Below are 17,114 nucleotides of genomic sequence, written 5' to 3'. Positions count from 1 at the left end.
TTATTCGACCTTGAACAACGGCTGGCCAAACTCGACTGCATCGCCCGACTCGACCAGCACAGCGGCGATCTTTCCGGAGATTTCGGCCGGCACTTCGTTGAACACCTTCATGGCTTCGACGATGCAGACCACCGTTTCTGGTCCAATCTGATCGCCCACCTTCACGAACGGCGCCGCATCGGGACTCGGGGAAGCGTAGAACGTGCCGACGATCGGGCTCGTGATCACCTTGCCGGTGACCGCCTCGGGGGCGGCTGCAGCCGGGGCATCGGCCGCCGGCGCCCCAGCGGCTGGCGCGGGTGCGGCGGGGACCGGCGCGGCGGGCACCGCGGTGACGATCGGGTCGCCCCCCTTGCGAAGTCGGATCCGTTGGTCGGACTGACGCAGATCGATCTCCGACAGTTCGTGCTCGTTCATCAGCTCGACGAGCCGACGAACCTTACGCACATCGAATACATCGCCGGGGTTCGCGCCGTTGCTGTCTTTTGCCATGTCTTACTCCACCGCCGCAGTGTGTGTCAGGTCGACCCGAGCGAGCCACCACAGGCCGCTCCTGGTGTTTATCGTCAATCAAAGGTCCAAGCAGCAATCTTCCAACTGCTTCGGAACGTCGGTTAACACTTCGTGTCCGGTCTTGGTGACCAGAATATCGTCTTCGATGCGGATTCCGCCCCAGTCGGGCAGGTAGATACCAGGTTCCACGGTGACGATCATGCCCGGTTCGAGCAACACCTGATCCTGGCCCCGGGCGAAGCGGGGCGCCTCGTGTATCTCGAGCCCCGTACCGTGGCCCAGCCCGTGTCCAAAGTACTTACCGTACCCAGCCGCGTCGATCACGTCGCGGGCCACCTTGTCCACGGCCTCGCAATTGGCCCCAGGCTTGATGGCGGCAATCGCCGCAAGTTGTGCCTCTAAAACGACTTGGTAAATCTTCTCGAATTTGGGCGAGAGTCTACCGGTGACCACCATACGCGTCAAGTCGCTGGCATACAGCCCTGAATCGGCGCCCCAGTCGATCAGGGTGAAGTCGCTTTCGCCAATTTGCCGGTCCGTCGGGGGGGCGTGCGGCAACGCTGCCCGCGGCCCCACCGCCACAATGGGCGGGAAACTCAACCGCTTGGCGCCAAATCGCCGGGCCTGGTACTCCAGTTCGGCGGCCACCTCTCGCTCGCTGGTTTCCGGCCGCAACATGGCCCGCGTGGCCTTGAAGGCCTTGGCCGCTTGCCAACAGGCCAGCCGTGTGGCGTCGATTTCTGTTTTGTCCTTGATGGTTCGCAGATTCTCGACCCAGCCGCTGGACAATACAAACCGCACGCCGGCCAGTCCCTCGGCAATGGCCTGTTGCATGGCCACAGTCATCGAGTCCGATTCGATCGCCAGTCGCTCGATTCCCTGCTGCTCCACGACCTCGCAGGTGGTCGGCAACATCATCTGCCCTGGTTCCCGCAGCACCAGGTCGAGACCTGGACACTCTTCGGCCAGTTGAATCGTGAACCGCCGATCGGAGATGAGCGTTGCCGCATCCTGCGTGACCAGCAGAAAGCTGTCTTCGCCAGTAAACCCCGTGAGATACGTGACGTTGTAGTGATTCGTCACCAGCAAGGCGTCCGCCTTGGCCTTCCGGATCAGATTGCGAAGTTTCTTCTGGCGGGCGTCGAAGGGAGCCATACTGCATGCCATCGTGGCGTGGGGAGGCGAGCTTCCGGCTCGGAGGATTCGAATGCCGTCCGGCCAGATTGCGTAAACTCCCCAATATCTGCGGTTGGAGTCGCCTTGGCAAGCCGCCACGACCCCGCGGGTTCGGCGGTTCTCCCCGGATAGGAATTGCCGTATCCTGCTAAATGGAGCTGCAACTCCCAGCGAGCCTCCCCGATGTGGAGCATTTTTCGGGAGGAGACGGGGACATCCCGGCTCGCAAGCCTTCGACACTCCCTGCCTTTGCCCGACGAGCCCCCATGTACCTAGTCACCCGCGAGATCGATTTCTGCTACGGCCACCGCCTGTTGAACTACGAAGGCAAATGCCGCCACCTGCACGGGCACAATGGCAAGGCGATCATCACCGTCGAGGCCGACAAGCTAGACGAGCGGGGCATGGTGCTCGACTTCTCCGACATCAAGCAAGTGGTCTCCACCTGGATCGACGATAATCTCGACCACCGCATGATCCTCTGCAAAGACGACCCCGCCGTGTCGATCCTACAAGAGATGGGCGAGCCGCTCTACCTGTTGGACGTAAACCCCACGGCCGAGAACATCGCCCGGGTGATCTACGAGAAGACCAAGAGCGCCGGCTTCCCGATCGTCGAAGCCCGACTGTGGGAAACGCCGAAGTGCTTTGCGACCTATCGGGAGAGCTAGGTACCACCTCAACAAGGCACTCTCACCCTCCACACGTACAACTCGCCCCCGATCTTCCTGCTGCCGACTTGTAATGCATGGCGCGCGCTGTCGTTTTGGTCGGCGAGCGGGTTCGGTGGGCCGTTTTGCGTCTCTGCAATCACTCCAGCCAGGAGCAGTAGCCAATATCGCGGTCGTAGCGACGAATGGCCCAGATGTGCGGGGGCGTCGGTGTCTCCGTGGGGCCGCGACCACAAACTTTGCGGAAACGGGAACCATTTCGCAGGAGGATATCCAATGTGGGGTTGGAAGACTGCAGACCGAACCATCGAACCAAGCGTTAGCTTCGATGAAGCAAAGCAGATCGTACAGCAAGCGGGATTCGAGCTCGTGGTATCGAATCCCAGCCATGCCGTACTCAAGCGAGCGGGAACGGAGAGCGGCTGGACGCAGTTCGCACCCGAAGGCGAAAACTTGCCTCTAGAACTCGCCATCGCCCAGTCAGAACGCGGCCTGTTCGTACAACTTCGCTACGAGCATTTCGTCCTCTTCGACACCGGCGATCTAGACCGTGTTGCGGACGAGGTCGCAGCTGCGTTCCGACGCGCCGAGTAGGCCCCCGATTTGATTGCCACGTTGGGAGCGACGCAGAACAAGCGGTCTGGAGCATGGCGGCCACCATCACCGTTGTTGCATGCATCAAATCGCCTGGCCAGTAGGGCTGTGGCGTCGCTCGTGTGACTGTCGACAAGTTTTTATCTTGGCTTGATGCGCAATTGCGCACCATGCAGCTGGCTGTTACCACAAACAAGTTTTGCTGCAACACCATCGGCAAATTCTCCCGCGTTTACCCAAAGGCGGTCACCCTATCTGCGCTTACGCGCAACTTTGCTTGCAGGCTTTCCGCTGGTCGCCTCCGCCTCATGTTGGGTTGTGAACTAGACTTTCGATTAGCACGACAGAGTGGCAGTCATTGCCCGCTCTCAGGTGCTACCGCGATGGTGCGGTCTTTTCATTCATCTGGCATGGTAGTTGGCCGAGAACGGGAGACAGTGATGTACCTGATAGCTACGAAGTCGAGGCATTCCGCAAACTCACGTCGGGGTGCAATTACCATCCTGTCGGCGGTGCTCGCCATTGTTGTGGTGGGCATGGTCGCTTTCGCGGTCGACATCGGCTACATCCTATCGTCGCGTGAAGAGGTACAGCGCACTGCCGATGCCGCGGCACTGGCCGCTACCTGGGAGTTCGTCGACAAACTGAACGACAAATACGATTCGGCCGATTGCCAGGCCTTTGCCCGCACCGAGGCGAACGACTACTCGACGGCCAACAAAGTCGGGAACATCGGACCGGTTGTGGACACGAACGCGACCAACTCGCCAACGGGCGACATGGTGTTCGGATACATCAACGACTTCGAAGACCCGAATGCCCCCTTCGATACAACGGCCACCGACAGATTCAACGCCATTCGCGTCAAAGTGCGACGCGATTCAGGGCTGAATGGTGAGTTACCACTTTTCTTCGCCCGGATCTTCGGCGTCGACAGCCAGGCACTCCAGGCACAGGCCACCGCCGCTCTGATCCGCGATGTCAAAGGATTTGAGATTCCCAGCGACGGCACCAACGTCATGATCCTGCCCATCACACTGGATGTCGAAACATGGTGCGATTGGCTGGACGATTCGGTGTCCGCTGGTTGGGCGGACAATTGGACCTACATCAAGGAAACTCAGCGCGTGGTTGCCGGCGACGACGGATTTGTAGAGATCGACCTGTACCCACGCGGCATGACCAATGCCGGAAACCGTGGCATGGTCGATATCGGCAGTCCCAACAACAGCACCAGCGACATCGTCCGCCAGGTGCTGTATGGTGTCTCGCCGGAAGACTTAGCGTATCACGGTGACACTCTCGAACTCGATAGCTCAGGACATCTCGACCTGAGTGGCGACACCGGCATTAGCGCTGGCGTGGAAGACGCGCTCATCTCCATTATTGGCGAGCCCCGCGTCATTCCCATTTTCGAGTCGTGTGTCGGGCCAGGCGAGAACTGCGTCTACACAATCTGCGCCTGGCAGGGCATCCGCATCATGTCGGTTAACCTGGCTGGTCCGATGAGCAAGAAGCATGTCACCATCCAAGTCGGCCCCTGCTGGGGACACGGCACCATCCCTTCGACGACTGTCGGCACGAGTAAATACGTCTACTCACCGGTGATCCTGATCGAATGACAAAAAGGTCCGCGCTATCGAGGCGTTCGAGGCTCGTCACGCCATAGACCGGTCGCGGCGCCACATCGCCCTGCCCCGAGGCGGGAGAAATCGCACCCCCCCATTGAGGATGTAACCATGCCGAATACTGCCCATCACTTCACCAATTGGCGTCTGAACTTGCTGCTTGTGGCCGCTACGGCCGGAGGCTGTTTGATGGCGACTGCGACGCAGGCTGCCCCCGCGCCGAAGGAAGTGGTCATTGTCGAGATACGATTCGCCTTGACGCTGAACGACACCGACGTGATGAAGAGCTCGCCGCAGTTCTACACCTGTGTGCCGCTTGGGAACGACAAGTGTTTCGTCATTACCTGGAACTACTTTGACCAACCCAGTTTTTGCCCCGGCGGTGTGCAGTGTCAGGTGTGGGACAACGGCACGCTGCTCAGCGTGCAGGAGATCCCGGCCAGTGAATTGTACGTCAACGGCGATGTCATACGCTGGACGCAAAAGATATGGGTCAGCCAAGGCGATTGCTACATGTCGCTGAATGGTCTCAGCAGTAGTACATGGGGTTCCAGCCTGAGTACCGCTGAAACGCTCGTGTGCCCCAACACTGGCATGATCAATCTGAACAGTTTTAGTGTCGCCGAAGTTGTTAAGGAGTCAGGCATTCAGCATGGACACAATCGGGTCGTCTCGTTCACTGTAACAGACGTCCAAAGCAAGGACTCCGAAGACGACAAGAAACCCATCGTCGATTCCGCGACGCACATGATCTATCAGTCCCCGCTGTGATGCCGCGCTGGCAACGGACCGCTACTGAGACGGTAGCTGTCCCACCCAGCAAGGCTTCCCCGTGACTCACGCGCTAGGTTGTAGTGGCCAAGGACGTAGGCCGGAACGAGCGCTTCGCACTTCCGGCCTACGAGCCTTACAAAAAAGCACCACCGGCATGCAGCGGATGTGGTCGTGAATTCGCCGACCTGGTCCCACAAAACGACTTTTCGCTGGCAAGGCGAGGGCTATCGATGATGAGCTTGCAGGCGTGCGTCACTCAAGCCGCCTGCGAATTGGGGCCGTGCAGTTCGCTGCTATCGGCCAGCGTGCCATCTTGCCAGTGCCAGTAGGCAGTGTCTCCGCCGACCAGTTGTTGCAGGCCATCGCTCGCGTAGCAGCCAGCGTTCTTCTGCTGGTTGAAGTACCTCTCGTTGGCCGTGTTCTTGGCATCCGGCACGAACGACTCGTCGCGGGGATGCCACAGGTGGTAGCCCTTGGTTTCGGACAGGACGCTGCGGCACCGAATACCGGCCTTCTGCAAGCGACGCTGCAGATCGCAATCTTCCAGGCCCCACCCCAAATAGTTCAGGTCGAAGCCATTGACCAACTCGAAGTCGCTACGCCACAGGCTGAAATGATTCGACGTCATCCGCGGACGCATTGAGACGTTGAACATCGAGTACAACCGGTCGCGGAAGCTTTTCTTCCGCAGGTGCCATCGCTGGTTCGAAGTCAGGTTGGGCGGCTCCGCCCACCGCTGGATCACCTCGTCGGTGAGCCGGTCCGATTCGTGCGGATCCAGGCGGGCCGATTCGCCGCATAGCACCACGCCCTCTCGGCGCCGCGCCAGGTGGGTCACCAGAAAGTTGGGGGGCATCACGCAGTCGCCATCAATGAAAGCCAGGTAGGGAGCGCAGGAGTAGAGCACCGCCTCGTTGCGGGATCGGCCCGGCTGGAAGCCGCGGTGGGGGTGCGTGGTGAAGGTAGTGGTGAGACCGGTTTGCTTGGCGAACGACTCGACCACCGACCAGGTGTGATCGCATGATCCGTCGTCGGCCACGACTATTTCCACCAACCTCTGCAGGCCTGCTTGCATTGATAGCGACAGTAGCGAACGTCGCAGGTTATTGGGCCTCTCGAAGGAGGTCACAATGATCACAGTATCTGCTTCGCTGGACATGATGCAGCTCGCCTCTGGAACGGGAAAACTTGCCGAATCCTCGTAGAAAACGGCAAACGGTTCGGTTGTCCGAGCAGGCGATATTGACGCCCACAGTAGGGTTTGCGAGAGTCCGTCCCGCAAGGTTCTCCACCGCGCGCTGTCCGCCACGCGCCAATGGCAGGTGAGCTTTACCAACATTCCCAACGGATGTCCACACTGAGAGTCAAAATGGCCGTAAAATATCTCGTGGTCGGAGCCGGGCTCTTCGGCAGTGTCGCCGCGCGACAACTGGCCGAGCGTGGGCACTCGGTCCTGATGGTCGATCGCCGAGGGCACCTGGGGGGCAACTGCTACTCGGAGAAGGTGCAGGGCATCGACGTCCATCGTTACGGGCCACACATCTTTCACACCAACAATCTGCGGGTGTGGAAGTTCGTCAACCAGTTTGTCGAATTCAACAATTACCGCCATCGTGGCGTGGTGCAGTCGGGCGATCGGCTGTTTTCGTTCCCCATCAATCTCCAGACATTGCACGATCTGTGGGGAGTTCGCACACCGGCCGAAGCACAGCAGAAACTGGCCGCCCAGCGCGTGGTGTGTCCGGACCCTCAGAACCTGGAGGAATGGGCGCTCAGCCAGGTTGGGCCCGAGCTGTACGAAACCTTTATCCGCGGATACACCATGAAGCAGTGGGGACGCGACCCCCGCGAGCTATCGGCGGCCGTGCTGCGGCGCATTCCCATCCGCCTGACCTGGGACGATAGCTACTTCGACGACACCTACCAGGGAATTCCGGTTGGCGGCTACACGCGCATGTTCGAGAACATGCTCGATCACCCCCGCATCGAGCTGGAACTGGGCGTTGATTTCCTCGAACACCGCCAGGAACTGGAGTCCCAGGCTCCGCGAATTCTGTACAGCGGAATGATCGACCAGTTCTTCGACTTCCGCTTCGGCGCGCTGGAATATCGCTCGCTGCGATTCGAAACAGAGACGCTGGCTGGCGACTACCAGGGGGCGGCCATCGTCAACTCGGCCGACGCCCAGGTTCCCTACACCCGGATTGTCGAACACAAGCACTTCGCGCGGACCAAGAGCGATAGCACCGTCATTACGCGCGAGTACCCACTGGCCTACCGGCCCGGCGGGGAGGCCTTCTATCCGATCTCCACCGAGCGAAACGAGAAATTGCTCGAGCGTTACAAGACGCTCGCGGCCCACCAGGCTCCCCACGTGATGTTTGGAGGCCGATTAGGAGCTTATCGCTACTTCGACATGCACCAGGTCATCGCGCAGGCACTCAGCTGCGTCGATCGCGAACTCGGTCTGACTCGAAGGGCCGCCTGACGACATGCACTCCGCCGCGAAAAACCTGGTGATCGGCGTGGTGGGCGACAACTCGCAGCACCACACCTGGCTCGATGGCCGCTCGCCAGGAGCGTACGACGTCGCCCTGGTGTACTATGGCAACACTCCCGATACGTTGGCCGGTCAGGCGGAGTACTTTCTCGCCCGCCGGGGCTGCAAGTTTCCGCTGATTGCCGAGTTTATCGAATCGCACCGCGAGGCCGTGTCGCAGTACGACTACATCTGGTTGCCAGACGATGATATTGCGACGTCGCCTAAGGATCTTCAGCGGCTGTTCGAAATTGCCCGGCAATATCGACTAATGCTCGCCCAGCCGGCGATCCGCTCGGGCGACGTCACATTTCGGGCCTTGCAGCAGGCGGCGGAGTTTCGCCTGCGATACTCGCGCTACGTCGAAGTGATGTGCCCGCTCATGTCGCAGGCGGCCCTGCAAGCCACGCTGCCGACGTTCCACCAAACGGCCTCAGGCTGGGGCATCGACTGGGCCTGGACCCGGCTGGTCGATCGACGGCGAATCGCGGTAATCGACGCGGTGGGGGTCGACCATACTCGTCCCATCGGCTCGGGCGATGCCTACCGCCGCTTCGAAGCCATGGGGGTTCGTCCCGCCGACGAACTGCGGCAAATGCTCCGCGAGTACCGCTTGAACCACTGGCCCCACCGCCTGCATCGCCGGCAGATGAAGTACGGCACCGCCCGCACCCGGGCCATCGACCGGCACGGCAATCTCACAACAGCCGGCCCGCCATGGTGGAAAACTCTGGCACGCACCGCATAGTTCAAACTACCCTGATTACGCGGCCCGCGATCAAGCCATGCGTTTGGCAAGGCTGCGGTGCAGCTTGCGGGCAGGCTTCGAGAGTCGCCACGTAAGGTCGCGACCCATGTATCCCAAGTTCGATATGGTCGGAATTGGCTGCAACTGGGCAGCGGCCCGGTACTGCTCGAGCAGATCGGACGAAGTCCAGTCCAGGTAGGGACGCTGGGGCCAGAATGCAAAGTGGGCGAACAGCGCCTCGCTGCAAACCGTGTTGGGGCGGTTCAAGCGTTGGGGCAACTCCTGCGTGAGGAACGGCTCTTCGTCGATCTCGTCGTCGGGAAGCTCCGGTATCTGAGCCATCGTCTCGCCGAGCCAGCTAATCACATTGATCGAAAAACGTTGCCCCAGGCCGAGCGGAATCTCGACCTCCGTCCACCGCTGCTGCTGGCCCAAGGTCAGGTCCGACAGAAAAGCCTGATGGACCTTGCGGGCGGTGATGGGATTCTTCCAGCCAACTTCGTCGCTGCATTCGCTGTTCACCGTTTGCGTGACACTGGGAATCAACCCCGCGCGTTGATGGGCTGCGGTGCAAATGGAGTTGTTGACGATGTTGCCCAGCACTAACAGCGACTCGCGGTCGTCGATTCGTGCTTGCACGATGCGTTCCACAGCATCTGGTGCCATCCACACAATGTCGTCGTCGAATCGCACGTAAACGGTGTCGGGCTGGGCGAAGTCGCGAAAGAACTTCCAAATGTTGTCGCCGTGCGGCTTGCTGGCATCGAACGGCTTTTCGCACACGCGAAAGAAGTCGGGGTGCTGACGGCAAGTCTCGTGCACAAACGCAATATCTGCGGGCACATCGGTGTTGAGCCACCAATGGTGCTCCGCAATGAGCGGCCGCTGACGCAGCAGATGCGTCACCAACAGTTCCATGTACCGCCGCCGACCCGCCGGTGTGACGCTGACAACACGCATGACAACCACCCATGGTTTAAGAGCTAGCAACTTCCGCCTGGAATGAGGAGAACCGTAATGGCATATTGCCATTGTGGCAAGACCACTCGCCGGAGTGGACTCACAGCAAGACGAGTTGCCTGCCAGCTTGCGGCGTAGCGCGAACACCAGTTCCACGACTCGATCACGCCCCCCAGTCCAAGATCCTACGGTGCAGCCCGTGGGCCGCTGCGCGTGGGGATGACTTGCTTTACAGCGGGCAATTCGACGCTCAATCTCTGGACACAGGACTTCGAATACTGAATATTCAGTTCCGATCTACTCCTCTCTTTCGCTCCAATGTTCGCCAATCCCCAGCGAATAGGCTCTCATGACAGAATCCCCTTCCCCGCCTCAAGGCGCGTTGGCCCGTTGGAATGCGATTCCGCTCTACTTGCGAATCGTTATCGCCCTCGTGTTGGGAGTGGTTGCAGGATTATTACTGGGCGAGCGTGCACGGGTACTGGAGATACCCAGCCAAGTGATCCTGCAACTATTGGGCGCGCTGGCGCCGCCACTCATCCTGGTGGCCGTCACACACGTACTCATGACCAGCGAAGTTCGCGGCAAACAGGCCGCGCGGCTGTTCTTCCTGTTGATCCTCAATACGTGCGTCGCGATTGCCATCGGCCTGACCGTGGCCAACCTGATGAAGCCGGGCACATGGGTCGAGGTTCAACCCGAGCAGGTGGCGGAACTCGATCCCGACGCCGGACCTAACCCGCTGGCACTGCTGATCGACAAGGTACCCAAGAGCATCCTCGGACCGCTGGCCGGTAAGCAGAACATCATCGGCGTGATCCTCATCGCCGTGGCGTTTGGCGTCGCCATGCGGGGCGTGAAGTCGCGCGAAGTTGCCACCGTGCAAGACCTGGTCGAAGTTGCTTACGACACCCTGCTGGTGGTGCTGCACTGGATCATCCAACTGGTGCCGATCGGCGTGTTTGCCATCGTGGCCAAGGTGGTCGGTGTCGAGGGTTTCGGGCGTTTCTACGCCATGGGGGCGTTCGTGCTGGCCGTGTGCATCGCCCTGGCACTGCAGGCGGTGTGGTACATGGTGCGGATCAAGTACTTCTCGTGGGCCAGGCCGATGGATGTGCTCCGCGGTGTGCGCGACGCATTGGTCATGGCGTTCAGCACCGACAGCTCCACGGCCACCATGCCAGTGACCTACGCCTGCCTGACCGAGAAAGTCGGCGTACGCGAAGAGTCGGCCAGCATGGGCGCACTGGTCGGGGCCAATTTCAACAACGATGGCACCGCCCTGTACGAAGCCATGGCCGCACTGTTCGTAGCGCAACTGCTGGGGATGGACCTCGATATCACCCAGCAACTGATCATCGTGCTCACGTCCATCATCGCCAGCGTCGGCGCGGCCGGCATTCCCGAAGCGGGCATCGTCACTATGACCCTGGTGTTTACGGCCGTCGGCCTGCCCATCGAGCAGATTCCCATCCTGCTGACCGTCGACTGGTTCCTCGACCGCTGCCGCACCACGATCAACGTGCTGGGCGACGTGAACGTAAGCTGCATCCTGGACGGGCGAACGAAGCCCGAGGCGAATGAATCCGGCTAATCGTGTTCGGCTTTCTTTAGCTGCAGCAGTTCCATCACCTGCACCAGTTTCCCATTCTCGTAGTCGTAGGCCTCCTCTTTAACGATGCCTACGCCAGGCGAAACAAACAGCGTCATCAGCTTCTTCTTCGAATCGATCTCCTCGAAGCGGTACTCGAGGCAACGGTAAGTACCGGCAGGAACCTTCACCTCGGTATCGATGCTCACGACGGTTGCCCGTTCTTCTGCTACCCCTTCCGGACTCGCCATCGAAATGTAGGTTTCATTCAGCTTGGCGGGATACTTGATGAAGAGGCTGGGACGTACAGGGGCAATCGGCCGTTCCAGCCCTTCGTCCCAGGCGACGCCAACGTCTTCGACTCCCAGCTCGGCATTGCGTAGCCACAAGTTATAGGTCGCCTCCGGAGAGGCCGACGCCTTGCACGAGAACTGTCCGCTGCGAAAGTCGAAAACTCCCACAATGGTGTCGGTTTGTTGATAACTCGTCTTCTTATCAAGCTCTTCGTCGTTGGCGGTGACCCGATACACCCAGCGAGTGCCAATCTTAAGCGGATACACAGAAGCTTCCGCAGCGGGCGGATCCTGCGCCGCAGCCCATCCCATCATCGACAAGACCACCAAACATGCCAACCCAAGTTGGTAGTGCGTCATCTTCACGTCCCCTGGTGCTCCCCTAGTTTTCAGTTGCCCCTGCGGCGGTTCGGCACACAGTATAGCCGTTGCCGGCTCAGCGCACCAAACGCCTTCGACCTCGGCCAGCCGTGAAGAATCGGTGAAGTATGTATCATGGCGGGCCAGGTTGTAGTAGACTCTCGATTGAGCCGGGCGCCGCGGCCAGACGGTTGCTGCGTGACTTGCATCCATCGTTACTCTTCCCTGGAGGCCGTCGAGCATTATGATCACGCCATCCTTCCAGCGACTAGCTTCGTTGTTGCTAATCACTCCGCTGGTGCTTTGTCCCGCAGCGGCGTTGGCCGCGCCGGCCGCCGATCGCCTGGCTACGGACGAGCCCGTGGGCCACCAGCAGGATGGTCGGGTGGTCACGCCGGTTAACCAGGTGCTCACTCCGTACGGGCAGCAGTTGGACCTGCCAGGCCTGCGACCGCAGGCGGTAGCGCTCGCGCCAAGTGGACGCTTCCTGGTGACCGCGGGGAAGACAAACGAACTGCTGGTCATCGATCCCGACGAGGTGACCGTCCGCCAGCGTGTATCGCTTCCTGGCGTGCTGCCGGAAGATCGCTCGCAGCCGGAGTCGAAGCAAGCGGCGCCGCCCAAGGACACGCAGGGACAGCTCAGCTATACGGGCCTTGTGTTTTCGCCCGCCGGCGATCGCATTTACATGAGCGACGTGAACGGCTCGATCAAAGTGTTTCGCGTCGACGCGGACGACAAAGTTGAGCCCGCGTTTGCCTGGAAGCTACCGGCGGCCAAGGCGCCGCGTCGCAATGCAGAGATCCCCAGCGGACTGGCCGTGTCGAGCGACGGAGCGCGGCTCTATGTTTGCGGCAACCTCTCCAACCAACTGCTTGAGTTGGACACCCAATCGGGCGACGTGTTGCGAACCTTCGCCGTGGGCGTGGCGCCGTTCGACGTGGTGCTGGTGGGCGAGCAAGCTTACGTAAGCAACTGGGGCGGCCGCCGTCCTGAAGAAGGCGACCTGACCGGCCCAGCGGGACGTGGTACCGTTGTGCGTGTCGACCCCCAGCGGCACATCGCCAGCGAGGGCTCAGTTAGCGTGATCGATCTCGAGGCCGGCGAAGTGATCAGCGAGATCCTCACCGGCCTGCACGCCAGCGGCCTGGCGGCGTCCGCGGCGCATCCTTACCTGGTGTGCTGCAACGCGGCCAGCGACAACCTGAGCGTGATCGACACCCGCACCAACACCAAGGCACGAACCCTGTGGGCCAAGTCGACTCCGGCCGACCTGCTGGGTGCCGGACCTAACGCCGCGGCGTTCAACGCCAGCGGCAACCGACTGTACGTCGCCAACGGGTCGCAAAACGCCATTGCCGTGTTCGACTTCGATGCCGACGAGCTGGAAGAAACCACGCTGCTGGGCATGGTTCCCGTCGGTTGGTACCCGGGCGCATTGAGTATCGACGACGCCCGCGGCCGCGTCGTGGCGGCCAACATCAAGGGCGTCGCCAAAGAACCCAAGTCCTATGGCGGCGCAACTCCGGGCGCCAAGGGATTCAACACCCACCACTATTTCGGTTCGCTCTCCTCGTTCGAAGTCCCGTCCGACGACCAGTTGCCGGCGTTGTCGGAACGCGTATCGCGGAACCTGCGCGCGCCGCGCATCGCCGACGCACTGCTGCCCGCGCGGCCCGATCAGCCGCCCCGCGCCGTGCCCGAGCGAATCGGCGAGCCCAGCCTCATCAAGCACGTGGTGTACATCATCAAAGAGAATCGCACGTACGATCAGGTGCTCGGCTCACTCGGCCGTGGCAACGGCGATCCGTCGCTCTGCATCTTCGGGCCGAACGTAACGCCGAACCACCATAAAATGGCCAACGAGTTCGTGCTGCTCGACAACACCTACTGCTGCGGCATCCTGAGTGCCGATGGCCACCAGTGGAGCACCACCGCCTACTCGACCGACTACATGGAAAAAAGCTTCGCTGGCTTTCCGCGCAGCTATCCCGATGGCATGGGCGTGGACGAGGACGACGCGCTCGCCTACGCACCGTCCGGCTTCATCTGGGATGCGGCCTTGGAGCGTGGCGTTTCGATTCGCAACTATGGCGAGTTCATGGGACCATCGGTCCGCTGGCGCGACAAATCGAAGTCGGGCTCGCCCGGCTTCATGCCCTGTTACCTGGCGTGGAAGAACAAGACGGACGATGTCGTGTTTGGCTGCTGGCCCAGTGTGGAGTCGCTGCGGGCGATTTCGCCACTCGACTACGTGGGCTGGGACATGTCGGTACCCGATCAGTACCGCGCCGACTTCGTACTCCGCGAACTGGCCGAGTTCGAGAAGCGGGGCGAGTACCCTCAGTTGGTCATCATCTGCCTACCGAACGACCACACCAGCGGCACCTCACCAGGGTGCCCGACGCCCGCGGCCTGCATGGCTGACAACGACCTGGCGTTCGGCCGCATCGTGGAAGGGCTGAGTCATTCGCGGTTCTGGAACAACATGGCGGTGTTCGCCATCGAAGACGATCCGCAAGCCGGCTGGGACCACGTGAGCGGGTATCGCACCATTGCCTTCTGCGCCAGCCCCTACGCAAAGCGCGGCGCACACGTAAGCACGCAATACAATACGACCAGCGTACTGCGAACCATCGAGCAGATCCTCGGCCTGCCCCCGATGAACCAGTTCGACGCCAGCGCAACGCCGATGTTCGATTGTTTTGTCGACGAGCCCAATCTCACTCCCTATACGGCGGCCGGCGCACAGGTGGCCTTGGACCAAATGAACTCCGATCCGGCCGCCATCAACGATCCAGTGCTGCGGAAGGATGCGGTGGTCTCGGCGTCGCTGAACTTCCGCGAAGTGGATCGCGCCCCCGAAGACGTGCTGAATCGCATCTTGTGGCGGGCCATGCGTGGCAGCCAGGCACCTTATCCCGAGTGGGCCGTAACTGCGGATGCCGACGATGACGATGAGGAGGCTCTCGATGAGGACTTCGACAAGGACGATCTGGATTGATCCCTTGATTCACCTCGGAACTGCGCGGCGGCCGCGGCAAGTTGCTTCTGTCGCGGCACGCGGTGACAATAGGACCTGGTGATCAATCCACGAGGAGCATCGACACGCCTCGGTTTCCTGATTTCGAAAGCGGCCACCATGACCAACGAGCTATCGTTTGCCCTCCTGCTGGCACTCCTCTGCCCTGCCCTGACGATCGCGGCGGATGAAACCAAACCGCTGGAATCCTATCCCAAACAGCAAGTGCATCTGTTCCTGCTCGCCGGTCAGTCGAACATGGCCGGACGTGGCAAAGTGGGGCCCGAGGACAAGCGGATTCACCCCCGCGTGTTCGCCCTGTCAAAGCAAGGCGAGTGGGTGCCGGCGGTCGATCCGATCCACTACGACAAGCGGTCCGCGGGCGTTGGTCTGGGCAAATCCTTTGCCTTGGCGCTGGCCGAGCAGCGTGACGACATCGTCATCGGCTTGATCCCGGCCGCCTGCGGCGGCTCACCGATTTCGACCTGGGAACCTGGCGGTTACCACAATCAGACCAAGAGCCATCCCTACGACGACGCCATCGCCCGCACGCGGCGCGCCACTCGCGACGGCACCCTCCAAGGCATCCTTTGGCATCAGGGCGAGGGTGATAGCCACCCAGAGCGAGCCCCCGATTATGAAGAACGCTTGCGACAGCTCATCGGGCGTTTCCGTCAGGACCTGGATGCTCCGCAGCTTCCCTTCGTCATCGGCCAGCTTGGTCAGTTCCCCCAGAAACCGTGGAACGAGGCCAGGCAAACGGTCAATCAGGCCCACATCGCGATCGCCGAACAGGTGCCGCGGGTCGGCTTCGTGTCGTCCGACGGGCTGACTTGCCGGGCAGACAACACTCATTTCAATGCCGAGTCGCTGCGCAAGTTCGGTCGCCGCTACGCCGAAACGTACTTGCAGCTGGTGGAGAATGCCGCGCCAACGGCCACCGACGAACCCAACCGCTGAAGCTGTTCGAAGCGCCGGCGCTTCGAACACCTACGAACAAGCCCTCATCAGGCCGCTCTCGACAATCCCAAGGGTCATCTTTCCGGTCTCTGGAGATGGCTGACGATCGCCGGTCATACTCCCTCTACGACCAGACCGCGGTAGACTGCACCGCGGAGTCGATGCTGCGCTGCGGCCTGGTACGCCGGGCTGTCGTACCAGGCGCGTGCTTCCTCCAACGTTGGAAACTCGGCGATGACAACGCCCTCGACATCTGGCCCCTCTAGCGCCTCGTGACGACCATACGCGGCCAGCGGCTTGATCGGCTGGCCTTCCATCGCGGCAGGGGCTTTCTGCCAGTAGGTCTCCAGCTCTGATTGGTCGAGCGTTTTTTCACGAATGAACACGATGTAAGCTGACATGGTCGCTCCTATGTGGAATTTAACTACATCTCTAAAGTCGACGCCATCTATCGCAGGCCGCCGGACGCGAGGATTACCTCGCCCGTGAGCCAACCGGAATCATCGGATGCCAGGAAGGCAACCACTTTGGCGATATCCGCTGGCGTCCCGATGCGGCCGAGGGGTGTCATGGCGACAAGCTGCCGTTCGAACTCACTGCCGGTACCGTACAAGCCAGCCGACTTCGTCCCTTCACTCAGCGTTGCGCCCGGGTTGACGGAGTTGACTCGAATCTTGCGCGGGGCCAGTTCTTTGGCGAGCACCCGCGTTACGGCATCGAGTGCACTTTTACTGGCGGCGTAGAGCGAGTAGCCGGGCGGACACATCTGCGATGCACCAGAACCGATATTCACGATGCTGCCACCGCTGGAGCCAAAGTAGTCGAGCGATTCGCGGATAACAGTCAGCGGGGCGAGCACATTCGTGTCGAATTCTCGATGGAACTCCTGCTCGGTGATCTCCTCAATGTTCATCGCTTGGTAAACGCCCGCGTTGTTTACCACAATATCGAGCCTGCCGAAGGTTTCGGCGACGTCCGTAAATAGCCGGCGTACATCCTCCGATTTCGAAACGTCGCCCCGAATTGCCACGGCGCGACCATCGGCCTCCGTGATCTCTTTCACCACCGCGTCTGCACTGCTTCGGTCCGCCCGGTAGTTGACCACAACCGCCGCTCCCGCCGCAGCCATCTCCTTGGCAATCGCTGCTCCGATGCCCTTCGATGCACCAGTGACCAGGGCCACCCGATTTTCTAGTCGCAACATGATCTGCGTCCTCCTTACCAGTAAGAAATCGTCTCTCAATGGCATAGACGCGCCGCAGTGCACAGTGTGACAAGCCCGATG

16 protein-coding genes are annotated in these 17,114 nt (G+C 60.8%); 9 read left to right on the top strand and 7 right to left on the bottom strand.

Going from position 1 to position 17,114, the window contains the following annotated elements:
- Window positions 1-492 carry an acetyl-CoA carboxylase biotin carboxyl carrier protein gene (accB, locus tag NG895_RS06690; protein WP_252851692.1) on the bottom strand — a complete coding sequence of 164 codons (492 nt, stop codon included), beginning with the start codon at window positions 490-492 and terminating at the stop codon, window positions 1-3.
- Window positions 493-570: 78 nt separating this feature from the next.
- The gene (locus NG895_RS06685) at window positions 571-1,680 is read right to left on the bottom strand and encodes a M24 family metallopeptidase (RefSeq protein WP_252851691.1); all 1,110 of its coding nucleotides are present in this window, start codon (window positions 1,678-1,680) and stop codon (window positions 571-573) included.
- A 275-nt stretch (window positions 1,681-1,955) separates the two neighbouring features.
- On the opposite strand from NG895_RS06685, the gene NG895_RS06680 reads away from it, so the two are divergent.
- The 4 genes from NG895_RS06680 (at window position 1,956) to NG895_RS06665 (ending at window position 5,353) form a co-directional block, all read left to right on the top strand.
- On the top strand, window positions 1,956-2,360 hold the full coding sequence (locus NG895_RS06680) for a 6-pyruvoyl trahydropterin synthase family protein (RefSeq protein ID WP_252851690.1): 405 nt from the start codon (window positions 1,956-1,958) through the stop codon (window positions 2,358-2,360).
- Window positions 2,361-2,636: 276 nt separating this feature from the next.
- The gene (locus NG895_RS06675; protein ID WP_252851689.1) at window positions 2,637-2,954 is read left to right on the top strand and encodes a hypothetical protein; all 318 of its coding nucleotides are present in this window, start codon (window positions 2,637-2,639) and stop codon (window positions 2,952-2,954) included.
- Between the two features lie 170 nt (window positions 2,955-3,124).
- Window positions 3,125-4,576: a pilus assembly protein TadG-related protein gene (locus tag NG895_RS06670; RefSeq protein ID WP_341871432.1), complete on the top strand. Its 1,452-nt coding sequence runs from the start codon at window positions 3,125-3,127 to the stop codon at window positions 4,574-4,576.
- A 117-nt stretch (window positions 4,577-4,693) separates the two neighbouring features.
- Entirely contained in the window at window positions 4,694-5,353 is a 660-nt protein-coding gene (locus tag NG895_RS06665; RefSeq protein ID WP_252851687.1) for a hypothetical protein, read from the top strand.
- Window positions 5,354-5,612: 259 nt separating this feature from the next.
- Here NG895_RS06665 and NG895_RS06660 read toward each other — a convergent pair whose 3' ends face one another.
- A complete protein-coding gene (locus NG895_RS06660) occupies window positions 5,613-6,515 on the bottom strand; it encodes a glycosyltransferase (protein ID WP_252851686.1) in 903 nt (300 codons plus the stop codon).
- A 210-nt stretch (window positions 6,516-6,725) separates the two neighbouring features.
- Here NG895_RS06660 and glf point away from each other — a divergent pair, with 210 nt between their 5' ends.
- Entirely contained in the window at window positions 6,726-7,844 is a 1,119-nt protein-coding gene (glf, locus tag NG895_RS06655) for a UDP-galactopyranose mutase (RefSeq protein WP_252851685.1), read from the top strand.
- A gap of 4 nt (window positions 7,845-7,848) precedes the next feature.
- On the top strand, window positions 7,849-8,643 hold the full coding sequence (locus tag NG895_RS06650) for a DUF707 domain-containing protein (RefSeq protein ID WP_252851684.1): 795 nt from the start codon (window positions 7,849-7,851) through the stop codon (window positions 8,641-8,643).
- Between the two features lie 30 nt (window positions 8,644-8,673).
- On the opposite strand, the gene NG895_RS06645 is transcribed toward NG895_RS06650, so the two are convergent.
- Complete coding sequence (locus NG895_RS06645; protein WP_252851683.1) at window positions 8,674-9,603, bottom strand: hypothetical protein; 930 nt, start codon at window positions 9,601-9,603, stop codon at window positions 8,674-8,676.
- A 349-nt stretch (window positions 9,604-9,952) separates the two neighbouring features.
- Between NG895_RS06645 and NG895_RS06640 the strand changes: the two genes are divergently transcribed.
- Window positions 9,953-11,197 (top strand): dicarboxylate/amino acid:cation symporter, encoded by a 1,245-nt coding sequence (locus tag NG895_RS06640; RefSeq protein WP_252851682.1) that lies wholly within the window; start codon window positions 9,953-9,955, stop codon window positions 11,195-11,197.
- On the opposite strand, the gene NG895_RS06635 is transcribed toward NG895_RS06640, so the two are convergent.
- A complete protein-coding gene (locus NG895_RS06635) occupies window positions 11,194-12,060 on the bottom strand; it encodes a hypothetical protein (protein WP_252851681.1) in 867 nt (288 codons plus the stop codon). The genes NG895_RS06640 and NG895_RS06635 overlap by 4 nt on opposite strands.
- 31 nt (window positions 12,061-12,091) lie before the next feature.
- On the opposite strand from NG895_RS06635, the gene NG895_RS06630 reads away from it, so the two are divergent.
- A complete protein-coding gene (locus NG895_RS06630; RefSeq protein WP_252851680.1) occupies window positions 12,092-14,851 on the top strand; it encodes an alkaline phosphatase family protein in 2,760 nt (919 codons plus the stop codon).
- 138 nt (window positions 14,852-14,989) lie between these two features.
- Entirely contained in the window at window positions 14,990-15,829 is an 840-nt protein-coding gene (locus NG895_RS06625) for a sialate O-acetylesterase (RefSeq protein ID WP_252851679.1), read from the top strand.
- A 113-nt stretch (window positions 15,830-15,942) separates the two neighbouring features.
- Here NG895_RS06625 and NG895_RS06620 read toward each other — a convergent pair whose 3' ends face one another.
- Both NG895_RS06620 and NG895_RS06615 read right to left on the bottom strand, forming a co-directional pair.
- A complete protein-coding gene (locus NG895_RS06620) occupies window positions 15,943-16,230 on the bottom strand; it encodes a DUF1330 domain-containing protein (RefSeq protein WP_252851678.1) in 288 nt (95 codons plus the stop codon).
- 47 nt (window positions 16,231-16,277) lie between these two features.
- Window positions 16,278-17,033 (bottom strand): SDR family NAD(P)-dependent oxidoreductase, encoded by a 756-nt coding sequence (locus tag NG895_RS06615; protein ID WP_252851677.1) that lies wholly within the window; start codon window positions 17,031-17,033, stop codon window positions 16,278-16,280.
- Window positions 17,034-17,114: the final 81 nt, after the last annotated feature.

Origin of the sequence: Aeoliella straminimaris (assembly GCF_024054565.1) — a bacterium.
In the GTDB taxonomy this organism is placed as follows: Bacteria; Planctomycetota; Planctomycetia; order Pirellulales; family Lacipirellulaceae; genus Aeoliella; species Aeoliella straminimaris.
Note: the sequence above shows the minus strand (reverse complement) of the source record. Positions and strands in the feature narration are given on the sequence as shown.